Here is an 11,492-nt window from a genome sequence, read left to right as displayed (position 1 = left end):
TGGAAGCACGGTAACGTGTGGAGGTGACCGGTACTAATAGGCCGAGGGCTTACTATCGAAGGTGTTACGCGTCCACTGTGCGGTATCTGAAACAACACACAGATCACCGAGACAACAATTCATGAGCCCTGTGGGGTGTGTGGGTTGTGGCTCTCTGTGTGGATAGTTTCATAGTGTTACGGCGGTTATAGCGGTGGGGAAACGCCCGGTCCCATTCCGAACCCGGAAGCTAAGGCCACCTGCGCCGATGGTACTGCACTCGACAGGGTGTGGGAGAGTAGGACACCGCCGGACAATCATTCACGAAAGCCCTCTGACTACGGTCAGGGGGCTTTCGTCGTATCTGGACCGAATTCAGCCGCCTGCAACGGCCGGAATAATCATTACCTCGGTTCCTTTCTGGACCGCAGTTTCCTGGCCGTTGAGAGTCCGGCATTCGTCACCGTCGACATAGAAGTTCACATACCGGCGCAGCACTCCGCGTTCATCGCGCAAGCGCCGTTCCAGCCCCGGATACTGCTCGCGCAGCACATCGAGCACCTGGCGCAGATCGGCCCCGTCGATGTCGAGTTCCCTTGCGCCGTCGACGTATGTGCGAAGCACCGACGGCAGACAGACGCGCGCCACGGCCTTATCCGATCACCGCGGCGCGCACACAGAGCACGTCCGGCAGCTTGTCGGCCACCAGCCGCCAGTGATCGCCTTCGTCCGCACTGCAGTACACCTCGCCGTTGCGGGTGCCGAAGTAGATGCCGGTCGGGTCGGCATCGTCAGCACACATGGCATCACGCATCACCGCCGCCCAGAACGGGACCTCCGGCAGCCCATCGCTGAGCGCCGACCAGGTCTGCCCACCGTCCTCACTGCGGTACACGGCGCACTTCGCGTCTGGCGGAAATCGAAAGCGATCCATGTCCGCGACCAGCGGAAACGTGTAGATCACGCCGGGCCGCCGAGGATGCGCGACGATCGGGAATCCGAAATTCGACGGCGGCAGCCCACCATCGATCGATTGCCAGCGCTTCCCGGCATCGGTACTACGGAACACCCCACCGTGGTTCTGCAGATACATCGTGTCGGGATCCGCGGCATCGAGCGCCACCTTGTGCACGCACTGCCCCCATTCCGGTAACTCTCCCGGCATGAAGTCCGCTGTGACCCCCTTGTTCGTGGGTCGCCACGATTCCCCGCCGTCGGTGGTCTGATACACCCCGCCGGTCGACATCGCGACAGCCATCCGCTGGGTATCCGCAGGATGCGGAAGGATCGTATGCAGTGCGAGCCCGCCGCCCCCCGGTTGCCATTGCGTCCGATGCGGGTGGTCCCACAGTCCGCGCACCAGCTCGAAATTGCGCCCGCCGTCCTCGGAACGGAACAATGCCGACGGCTCGACGCCCGCGTACACCACATCCGGCTCCGCCTCGGTCGCCGGCTTGATCTGCCAAACCCCTTGCAGCGCAGCATCTGTGTCGTCCGGAAACGCCAGCGGCGCGTCGTCCGGCTCACTCCACGTCTGCCCGAGATCGTCGCTGACCACCATCGTCGGACCGAAGTGACTGTTCAACACTCCCGCCAGCACTCGCGGCGTCCCCGATCGCGTGTCGATCGCCAACGCCTTCACATCGGCAACCGGAAACTGCGGCGGCGACACCTCCCAGGTCTTGCGCCCGTCCCGGCTCCGTGCCAGAAACAGCCCCTTACGAGTCCCTATCCCGAGCAACACGTCCATCGCAGACCTCCAGGTGGTCACCGCAACGCTGACGGATCCCGACGTTACTCCTCGACACCGACAAGCCGAAGAGATCGCGTAGAGCGGTCCGAATTGCTCTACGAGTGTTCCGACCCGCACCGCCGGAGGTGATACGCGACACGCTCACCTGCCCGATTGTGCCCTCGAGCGGGGCGAATGATTGTCGGCATCGATTCGATCGATTCGCGCACCGGCTGGTCGGCTGACAGGATCAGCCTCGCAATATGGGCCAGGTGGCTGCATTCGCCGAATGGCTCGCACTCCGGCCCGGGTAGAGATGTGGTCGGAAAGGAACGCCGGGGTTGACGACGGATGCGCGAGCCGAAGTGGGAAACTTCCTTCTCGGAGACCGGTTCGCTTGTTTGGCGGGTCGCTCCGCCTGGCGCCAGGGCGGAATCACCCATTGCCACTACGACGTGCTCGGCGGCGAAGAATCCGCCCGCCTGATGGCAGCTGACCTCGCGGAATTCGTCGGTGCCGCGGACTGGAGCTCACGAAAGTTCACCAGCTTCATCGCCACCTTCGAACAGCCCCGCGGCGTCGACGAACTCCGCTTCGAAGAGCTCCTGTGGCAGCACCTGCAGCTCCTCCACGAGGCCGACGCGCAACGCTTCGCCTGGGCAGACGGCTGCTCCTCCGACCCCCAGTCCGAAGAATTCAAATACAGCGTCGCCGGCCACAAATTCTTCGTGATCGGCCTCCACGAAACCCACCGCCGCCTCGGCCGCCGCCCACCCTTCCCCATGCTGGCCTTCAACTCCCACGATCAGTTCGCGCGAATCAAGGCCGACGGTATGTGGGACCGCCTGGCGGACAAGATCCGCAAACAAGACATCATGCTCCAGGGCGACATCAACCCGAACCTCATGGAGTACGAAACCCTCTCCGAAGCCCGCCGCTACTCCGGCCGCCCCAAGCCTCTCGACTGGCAATGCCCGTTCAGTGCTCGTCCGGCGCTGGAAAGTGCAGAGGCTCAGCCCGCCTGAAATGCCTGACTGCGCGATTACCCCGCCGACTATTGTGCGAGAGTGACCGCCACCTTGCTGTTCTGCTGCGACCCGCTGAACCCGCGAAAGGTCGACGACCACTTCGCCGAGCAAGCCGTGAGCGCACGAGCCGCGGGTGCAGCTGTCGCACTGCTGGACCACGACGCGCTGCTCACCGGTGACGTCGATGCTGCCGTCCGCCGTGTGGCTCGAGACAGCGGAGAGCTGTGGTATCGGGGCTGGATGATCCCAACGCAGCGATATCGCGAACTGGCCCAAGCGCTTTCATCCCGCGGCTGCAGCCTGGCCGTCTCACCGGACCAGTACGCCTCAGCCCACGAACTGCCTGGTTGGTATCCCTCGTTCGAGGAGTTGACGCCGCGAACTGTCTGGTCGGCGTCAAGCCCCGGCGAGATCCCCGATGAATCGGCACTCGCACAGTTGGTCGCGCCGCTCAGGGACGGCGCGGGGGTCGTCAAGGACTATGTGAAGTCACGCAAGCACGAGTGGGACACCGCCTGCTTCATTCCCGACCTGCGGGATTCCGCGAACCTGAGACGGGTCGTCGAAAAATTCGTCGAACTGCAGGGAGAGTTCTTGGCAGGTGGCCTCGTGGTGCGAGAGTTCGAAGACTTCTCAGACACGACGGGCGGCCCCGCATCGGAGGCCCGAGTCTGGTGGCTCGACGCCGAACCCATCCTCATCGGCCCGCACCCCGACAACCCGGCAGTCCACGTCGAACCGGACCTGACCGCAATAGCGCCGACCGTCTCCCGCTTCGGTCGCCGCTTCATCACCACCGACGTCGCCCGTCGTGTCGACGGGATGTGGCGGGTGATCGAAGTAGGCGACGCCCAGGTCAGCGACCTACCCTCAACCGTCGACCCTGCCGTGCTGATCGGTCCGCTCGTCAGCCGGTGACAGGGTCCGTCCGGTTCAACTCCCGCCCGCATCAAACCCGACGGCTTGTGGACCGCCCGGCGGGACAGATCCGCAAGCAGCTGGCCTGACCTAGGCCTCGGTAATCCGAACTGCTGCTGAGGCTCGGCAACTCAGCCGAGCAGGAACGTCATGGTAGGGAACGCGATAGTGGTGGCTCCCGCAAAGATGAACGTCCCGACTCGGTTCGTAGGGAGCTTGGTGAATACTGTTGCGGCCCAGCAGTAGAGGCCGAAGGAAATCATCAAGGAGCCCCAGACGACAAGCGCCCTGCTCCTGACTTCACCAAGCTCGGTGAGCTGCCCTTCGTCGAACATCAGGGCAAGGATTATCACGGTGAGCCCGGCCGCTGATCCCAGTGCGAAAACTGCGGCACCCGCCGAACTGTTCATGGATATCGGTGCCGAGGGTGCTGTGATGATCTTCTGTGGATCCGTGTGATGCGACCCGGCCCCGTGACACAGCATGTCGAAAACTGTCGCCGGGTTGACCCAATGTCGGACCTCGTTCTGCACGCGGACCAGAGCTTCGACGGCCTGCGCGGTTGCGTAGGTGGTGACAATGCCTTCACGGCAAGTCCGAAAGGCACCATAGTCTTTGTGGGTTCGAGACGACTGCTGAAAGTCGAGCAACTCGACGAGGGCGTTCCTGAAATGTTTGGTGAAATATGAGTCGATCATTCGCGGTTGCGAGAGCAGCGACGGGCTGCTGGAGGGTCGAGTGATACCAGGTTTGACCTACTGAGCCGCGGTGGATGTTCTCCTCCTCGAGGGTTCCGGGCGAAGTTTCCAGGTAGTCGAGGATTCGGTCGATGGTCATTTTGTGAGCACGCTCGAGTCGGGCGCCGCCTAGCGCGGCGACCGCAGGGTTACCGAGAAGTTGTGCAATGTGCGCGGCGGCATGGTTCGACGTGGCTCGCGAATCATCGTCCAACACCGCAGCGACGAGGAACGAGATCGCGCGGGCCGACGCTGCTGTCGCTACGGCATCCGACGCGGGAAACTCTATGAGCGCTTGCACGGCCGCCGTCGTAGCTGTCACTGATATCGGCGCAACTCCCTCCGACAGTGCCCAGCCGCCAGTCCCTTCGTCCTGCGAACCGAGCAATGCGCCCCGTGAAGCGACAACTTCTGCCGCGTCCAGAGGTTCGCCGAGACAGCGCAACGCGCGCAAACGCCAAGCGGCATCAATCGGCGCCTGAAACACCTTCGATCATGCTTGCCGACGAGGAAGTCCACCCCGGATCCAGGCGTGAGCTATCCGTGTGGAATCCGTGGACGTTGTCCTGGCTTCCAAACATACAAACGTCGACCCGCATGCCTGTATATGACCTCGATGTCGTGTGCATGAGGACTCCATTGTTGTTCGCTCCTGGAACGATGAAATCTGCGAACTCGACTTTCCCTGATCCGTATGCGAATTGTTTGGGTGGGTGCCCTTGGGTGATTGAGGCGGGACTCAGACCCTTTATGAGATTATTCGCCTCGAAAATGAAATTTCTGGACGGAGTGGAAGGAGAGTTCACCGTTCCAGAAACGACCTTCGGTACGCCGATCGTCAAGGAACCGGGTCTACGGTTGTCCAGTGTTACACCGTTGTCCGCAGCGGCCTTCAGGATCGACCGCTCCGGCCAGTAGAGGAAGCGACCGACGTGGCCAGGAATAGGAGTCATTGCGCGCCGTCCAAACTAGTGGAGGTTGGTGAGGTCATGAACGTCGGGACCTTGCGCGGGATAGACAGGCAGATTCCTCCGGGAGGGTGAAGTATCGGCAGCCATGGCTGTGTGTCATAGGCGTACCTTAACGAGTCGATCCGACGTGTTGCTTCGATTCCGACTGGGACGCATGGGTAGGGGGCCGGTGTGGTGTTTGGAACCTGTTTTAACGCGGTCTACACATGCGGGCGCTGGCACCGTTCCCGGCCGATCCAGGCCGTCGATCATGACCCGGTCGAAGTCGATCAACCTGGCGGCGTTGCTGCGATCACGGGCCACCTGGTGCATCACCTCGAGCCCCCGGGCGGCTTGTCAGTCCCCTAATCTACGCCAACACATCAGTGTTTCCGCTGGCTTTGCTGAGAGTAGCGGCTCGATAACGGCCCAGAGCGTATCGTCCATGATCCACGACGCTGCCAGGACAAACATATTGCACGACAAGAGGTCTCGCCGTCAGTGGGCCGAACTTGTTAGAAGTTATTCGGCAAGGAGATATTCCGGTGGATCGCGGCGAAGGGAGGTCCTCGATGGAACCAGACCGAATGATCAGGAGACGTGGATCGAAATCTTGCCGTCGAGTACTCGGCGAGCGCCGTCGAGATCGGCGAGCCGGGCGGAGACCGTTGCGGCGGCCAGTGTGGCGGGGAGGACTTCTGAGAACTTCAGTCCGCGGGCGGCTCGTTCGTCGGAAGCGGGGAGGATCAGGGTCGCGTTCGGGGCGCGGCGCTCGGCTACGGCGTCACGCCACAGGCCGGGCGTCAGGTCGGGGCGTAGGCGGATGCTGAAGTCGTTGGGGCGCTGGGTGGGATCGACGACGGTGGGTAGGGAGGCTGCGAGGGTGGCGTTGGCGCGGAATCCGGCCCAGGTCCACCAGCGCACGGCGTCGCCGTCACGTTCGATCACGGTGGATTCGCCGGTGGTGACGTGGACGGCTTCGGTGGCGCGGATGTCGGCGAGTTGGGCGCGGGCGCGTTTGGTCAGAGTGACCGGGGGGTCGGTGGTGAGGAGGGTGTCGCGGATCGCACGTGTCAGTTCGAACGAGAGGCCACGGAGGCCGATGTTCGACCATTTCGCCACGCCACCGGATTCCGCGGGTTCGACGAACGCCCGACGGCGTGACCAGTCGATGTAGGTGACGTGCCAGCTTCGGCCTGCCAGGAGCAGGAGACGGGGGCCGGGGCGGTCGTCGGTCAGAACCGAGGGGTCGGTATGGCCGATTTCCTGACGGCCCGCGAGAACGGTGAATTGTGGGGGGGCGGTGAAGGCCGCGGTGAGTTCGAGGAAATGCCTTTTGCCGAAACGCTTTTCGGCTTCGGGGCCGATATGGAGCAGGCCGCCGTCCTCGTCGAGATGGCCCTGTTCCACCAGGTGGTGCAGGATCGGCGCCGCAGTGGTGTCGAACGGGTGGAGTCCGTTCCATTCCCGGGACCAGATCCGGTCCCCGATGGAGTGCTGCTGCAGCGTCACAGCGAGGAGTTGCTGTGCAACCAGGTGGCGCGGCTCCGGTGGCGGGATGATCGGCTCGACCCAGCCCCGGCTCCAGAGCAGCAGCAGCCCGGCGGCTTGGACGAGCGCGTCGTCGGTCGTTGTGAGGAACAGGCAGTTACGTGTGCTTCCCGCTCGACGTCCGGTACGCCCGATGCGTTGCAGAAACGATGCGACAGTGCTCGGTGAATCGATCTGAATGACTCGGTCCAGGTCGCCGACGTCGATCCCCAATTCCAGGGTGGAGGTGGACACGATCACGCAATCGCGCGCTTCCGCGAAGGCTTGTTCGGCTCGGGCCCGTTCATCCACGGACAGTGAGGCGTGAGAGAGGAACACGGTCACGCCACGGGTGCGTAGTGCCGCACCTAGTTCTTCGACTTGGCGTCGCGAGTCGCAGAAAACCAGCCTCTTCTCGCCGCGGTGCAGAGAGGCGATCACTTTCGCCGCGTTCTCCAGTGACCCGACATAATCGAGTTCGACATCGCCGGGCGGGGGTGTTGCGGTCTGTCCGGGAACTGGCAAGGTGACGCCGGGCGCTATCACCCTGCCGGGCCGTCGGCCGGCACCTGAGCCCTGCAGCCAGGTCAGGAGTTCGTCCGGATTGCCCACCGTGGCGGACAGCCCGACTCGTTGGATCGGCCTACCTGTCACTCGTTGCAATCGTTCCAGAACTGCGAGCAGGTGCCAGCCACGATCGTCGCCGGCAAAGGCGTGCACTTCATCGATGACGACGGCACGGACATTGCCGAGTAGCTGGTTGTGGTCGGTCTTTGTACCGATCAGCATGGCTTCCAACGACTCCGGCGTGGTGAGCAGGATGTCGGGGTGCTCACGTCGGATCCGGTCGCGCCGAGAGTTCGTCACATCCCCATGCCAGAGTTCCGCGCGGCGCCCGAGCCACTGCGCGTAGCCGTCGACCCGCGTGACGAGATTGTTCAGCAGGGCTTTCAGCGGGCACAAGTACAGGATCGATACGCCGGTCCATCGCTGCTTGGCCATGGCGCTGAGCAGCGGAAAGCAAGCTGCTTCTGTTTTGCCGCCCGCTGTCGGTGCGAGCAGGACGACATCGTCACCGTCGAGCACCGGAGCGATCGCGTCGCGTTGCAGGGGCCGTAACCCGGGCCAACCGAGGGTGTTGACGATGTGGTGTAGGACAACAGGATCGAGCCGATCCCATACTTCCTCGGTCACAGGTCGAGGTCGATGTCGTCGGCGCTGACCAGGTTGCGCTCGCTGTCGGTCAACTCGGCGGCGTTGACGGTCAGCTTGTAGTGTGCGCGCGGGTCGAAGTCGGGGAACTGGTCGATACGGTCCAACACATCCCCAACCAGTTTCTTCAGAAACAGGCGAGGTGCGATCCCGACTTTGCCGCCGAGGGTTCCGCCGACAGCATGGGCCAGATCCGCGATATAGGCGTTGTCGGCGACTTCACGGATTCGGTCGGGGTGGGAGCTGCCCTCGGCATAGAGATCGCGAATGGTGATTCCCAGTGCGACAAGCGATTCCATGGTGAACCCGGGCAGTCGCAATTGCACGGCTCTGGGGTTGTCGAAACGGGGGTCGGTGGTGAAGTCGGTGGCGAGGCGCTGGGCGAGGGGCGCGAGACGCTGCACGCCCTGTTGGCCGTCGTAGAACGCCGGTGTCCCGGTGATGAGTAGGTAGAGGCCGGGGAACCGGCCGGAATGGACTTCGTCGATGAGTTGTCGGAGCGCGTTGAGCGCCTTGTCGCGCGCGTCCGAGCGCACGCGCTGCAGAGTCTCCACTTCGTCGAGGACGAGGAGCAGTCCGCGATGGCCGCTGTCGCGCAGCACGGTGAGCAAGCCCTGAAGGAAACCGAGGGCCCCGAAATGATCGAGTTCGCCGCGGACACCCGCGGCGCGGCGTGCGGCCGCGGCGACATTCGGTTGACCACCCAGCCATGCCAGAATCGCCGCGGCGGTCGCTTCATCGTTGTCAATGGCAGCCCGGTGATAGCCGCGGAGCGCGGTCGCGAAGGCGGGGGCGTGCCGCGAAACCTCGATCAGGCGTGCGGTCATCAATTCGCCGACGGCCTCGGGAAGAGCGTCCTCTTCGGTACCGGCGGCGAGCGCGTCTTCTTCCAGGGCATAGAACCAGGCGTCGACGACGGGGCGCAGCGCGCTAGGGGGAAAGCTCGCGGTGGCGAGTTGTTCGGTGACTCGGCGATAGACGGTTTCCAGCTTGTGCAGTGGAGTCTCTGTTTCCGAGATCTGGACCTCGGCGACCGCGAAGCTCTTCTTGCGGGCACGTTCTCCCAGCCATCGCGAGAAGAACGTCTTGCCCGAGCCGTATTCACCACGGACGGCCTTGAATACCGCGCCGCCGGAAGCGACCGTATCCAATTCGACATCGAGCGCGGCTTCGAACCGGTCGAGTCCGGTCGCCAGCAGGTCCAGTCCGTTGCCGGGTACGGCGCCACGACGCAAGGCATCGATGACGTCACGGCGGCGGACTGCGCTGACCGGGGTGGGGACGCTGCTCACCACGGTGATCTTGCCACGAGCCGAAATAGACCGGCTACGTCCGCGTCCCGCGCCGGGCGCGTAGTCGCGTGATGAACTGCCCAACGCTGCGGAGGCTTCGTGTCGCAGTGTGGACGTCAGGGCGTTGCGGTGACTGAAAAGTCTTGCTAGGCAGAGCATTTCATGTTCACGTAGATTCTTGTCGTGAGGGAATCGTTTCGTGCGACAGCCGATGAGATCGCCAAGTACAAGCCGCATGGTTCGCGGGCAGAAGTTTTGCTTTCGACGATGCTCGCCGAGCATCTCGGTGGCGGAAAGTCGATGAAGCGGTCGTGGGACGCCAGCCTGCCGGTGTTCGCGCAACGGCTCGTTGACGCCGGCCTCGGCGACATCGACATGCTGATCGAGTATCCGATGCCGGAGACCGCCAAGTCGGCGGCCGACGTCGTACTCGCCGGGATCGACCCACGCGACGGCACTCGGATCTACTTCGTCGTCGAGCTCAAGCAGTGGAGCATTACGCGGCCGGCTTGGGAAAGTGCTCAGTTCGTCGAGGTGGCGGGCTTACCGGTCCAGAATCATCCCATCGATCAGGTGCGCGGCTACTGCGAGTTCCTGACGAACTACGTCGCCGTACTGCACGGGCGATCGGAGTCGATTCACGGGTTGGTATACCTGCACAACGCGACGCGGGCGAGCGTGCGCAATCTCTTCGACCGGGCACCTGACAGGTCCGGTCAGCTGTTCACCTCGAGTGAGGATGCGGCGCTCGTCGCCTACCTCCGTGAGCGGATCGCGCCAGCACCGGAGGTTGTCGACGAGCTGTTGAGCAGCGATATCCGCCGTTGTGGCGGATTCTTCGATACCGCTGGCGAGATACTTCGCGGTCGTTCCACGATCGCGCTGTTGGACAATCAGCGACTCGCCGTCGCGGCTGTCCTGAACGAGATCGAACAGGCTGCCGCGCCATCGAATACCAGGAAGCGGCTGGTGGTTGTCACCGGTGGGCCCGGAAGCGGGAAGAGCGCGATCGCGCTCGACATCATGAACAGGTTGCGGGATACGCGCCATAGTGTGGTCCACGCGACCGGGTCGGGCGCGTTCACCACCACGTTACGCAAGTACTCGGACAAACGAGGTGCAGAGGTGAACGCGCTGTTCACCTACTTCATGCGGATCTACAACAACCACAGGGCCACCGGAGTCGAGGTACTGATCTGCGACGAGGCGCACCGGGTGCGCCGTGTCTCGGATGGTCCGCGCGTCAAGAAGTCCGGTCTGTCACAGATCGACGAACTGGTCAGTTGTGCGCGCGTGCCGGTGTTCTTTCTCGACGAACAACAGGCTGTGCGTCCCGACGAGGTCGGCACGATGAAGATGATCAGGGAGTACGCCGACCATCACGGCATTCAAGTCCGTCATGTCGAGCTGGAGGACCAGTTTCGTTGTGGTGCGAGCGCGGACTACCTCGACTGGGTGAGCAGTCTGCTGGGACTACGCGCGGGCGCCTATCCGACGTCGTGGCGTGGCGACGGCTTCGATGTGCGCATCGCGTCGACACCACAGAAGATGGAGGACTTCCTGAAGTCGCGAGTCGCCGCCGGTGAGACCGCGCGCATCACGGCGGGTTTCTGCTGGGAGTGGAACGAGCCGCTGGATGACCGGACACTGCCCGCTGACGTCGTGATCGGTAGCTGGGCGCGACCCTGGAACAAGAAGGGGCCCACGGTGGTGCCCTCGGCGCCGCACTCGGAGTACTGGGCGACGGATCCGCGCGGATTCGGGCAGATCGGCTGCACTTATACCGCGCAGGGCTTCGAGTTCGACTGGGCCGGAGTGATTCTCGGGCCCGATATCGCCCTCGGCGTCGATGGCCGGTTGGACGTCGACGCCACGAAGAACTGCGACAAGCCGCTCAAGGGAACCAAGAACAAGCCGGTCTTCGACGAGGACGCCGAGCGACTCATCCGCAACGCCTACTACGTGCTGTTGACCCGAGGCCTGCGCGGCGTGGTGATCTACGCGACCGACCCCGACCTTCGAGATCTGTTGCACGAGCTGGTCAAGGTCGGTCCGCGACGACGGGCGTCGGGTAGCGTCGTCGAGCTATGACTGAAACGCGGTGACGTGCGGCG

8 protein-coding genes and 1 rRNA gene are annotated in these 11,492 nt (G+C 63.5%); 4 read left to right on the top strand and 5 right to left on the bottom strand.

The features are described from left to right. The first annotated feature begins 177 nt into the window (after positions 1–177). Positions 178–294: ribosomal RNA gene (gene rrf / locus AB0I35_RS22485) — 5S ribosomal RNA — on the top strand. 60 nt (positions 295–354) lie between these two features. On the opposite strand, the gene AB0I35_RS22480 is transcribed toward rrf, so the two are convergent. Together AB0I35_RS22480 and AB0I35_RS22475 are read right to left on the bottom strand one after the other, a co-directional pair. Next, positions 355–627: a MoaD/ThiS family protein gene (locus AB0I35_RS22480; RefSeq protein ID WP_357398113.1), complete on the bottom strand. Its 273-nt coding sequence runs from the start codon at positions 625–627 to the stop codon at positions 355–357. A 4-nt stretch (positions 628–631) separates the two neighbouring features. Beyond that, entirely contained in the window at positions 632–1,729 is a 1,098-nt protein-coding gene (locus AB0I35_RS22475; protein WP_357398112.1) for an exo-alpha-sialidase, read from the bottom strand. A gap of 323 nt (positions 1,730–2,052) precedes the next feature. Between AB0I35_RS22475 and gntA the strand changes: the two genes are divergently transcribed. Beyond that, the gene (gene gntA / locus AB0I35_RS22470) at positions 2,053–2,736 is read left to right on the top strand and encodes a guanitoxin biosynthesis heme-dependent pre-guanitoxin N-hydroxylase GntA (RefSeq protein ID WP_357398111.1); all 684 of its coding nucleotides are present in this window, start codon (positions 2,053–2,055) and stop codon (positions 2,734–2,736) included. Positions 2,737–2,979: 243 nt separating this feature from the next. After that, positions 2,980–3,657 carry an ATP-grasp domain-containing protein gene (locus AB0I35_RS22465; RefSeq protein WP_357398110.1) on the top strand — a complete coding sequence of 226 codons (678 nt, stop codon included), beginning with the start codon at positions 2,980–2,982 and terminating at the stop codon, positions 3,655–3,657. 131 nt (positions 3,658–3,788) lie between these two features. Here AB0I35_RS22465 and AB0I35_RS22460 read toward each other — a convergent pair whose 3' ends face one another. From AB0I35_RS22460 to brxD, 3 genes are all read right to left on the bottom strand, one after another. Beyond that, on the bottom strand, positions 3,789–4,355 hold the full coding sequence (locus AB0I35_RS22460) for a hypothetical protein (protein ID WP_357398108.1): 567 nt from the start codon (positions 4,353–4,355) through the stop codon (positions 3,789–3,791). A 1,580-nt stretch (positions 4,356–5,935) separates the two neighbouring features. After that, positions 5,936–8,068 carry a DEAD/DEAH box helicase gene (locus AB0I35_RS22455; protein WP_357398107.1) on the bottom strand — a complete coding sequence of 711 codons (2,133 nt, stop codon included), beginning with the start codon at positions 8,066–8,068 and terminating at the stop codon, positions 5,936–5,938. Next, positions 8,065–9,378, bottom strand: a complete 1,314-nt coding sequence (brxD, locus tag AB0I35_RS22450; RefSeq protein WP_357398106.1) for a BREX system ATP-binding protein BrxD — start codon at positions 9,376–9,378, stop codon at positions 8,065–8,067. Before brxD ends, AB0I35_RS22455 begins: the two co-directional genes overlap by 4 nt. Positions 9,379–9,561: 183 nt before the next feature. Here brxD and AB0I35_RS22445 point away from each other — a divergent pair, with 183 nt between their 5' ends. Further along, entirely contained in the window at positions 9,562–11,469 is a 1,908-nt protein-coding gene (locus tag AB0I35_RS22445; RefSeq protein ID WP_357398104.1) for a DUF2075 domain-containing protein, read from the top strand. Positions 11,470–11,492 lie beyond the last annotated feature (23 nt).

The sequence above is a fragment of the Nocardia sp. NPDC050378 genome (assembly GCF_040655675.1).
In the GTDB taxonomy this organism is placed as follows: domain Bacteria; phylum Actinomycetota; class Actinomycetes; order Mycobacteriales; family Mycobacteriaceae; genus Nocardia; species Nocardia coubleae.
This window is presented reverse-complemented; position numbering and strand designations above follow the sequence as displayed.

Excerpts from the sequence above, each read along its gene's own strand:
- AB0I35_RS22465 (WP_357398110.1), top strand. The coding sequence starts at position 2,980 with ATGATCCCAACGCAGCGATATCGCGAACTGGCCCAAGCGCTTTCATCC.
- AB0I35_RS22460 (WP_357398108.1), bottom strand. The coding sequence starts at position 4,355 with ATGATCGACTCATATTTCACCAAACATTTCAGGAACGCCCTCGTCGAG.
- AB0I35_RS22475 (WP_357398112.1), bottom strand. The coding sequence starts at position 1,729 with ATGGACGTGTTGCTCGGGATAGGGACTCGTAAGGGGCTGTTTCTGGCA.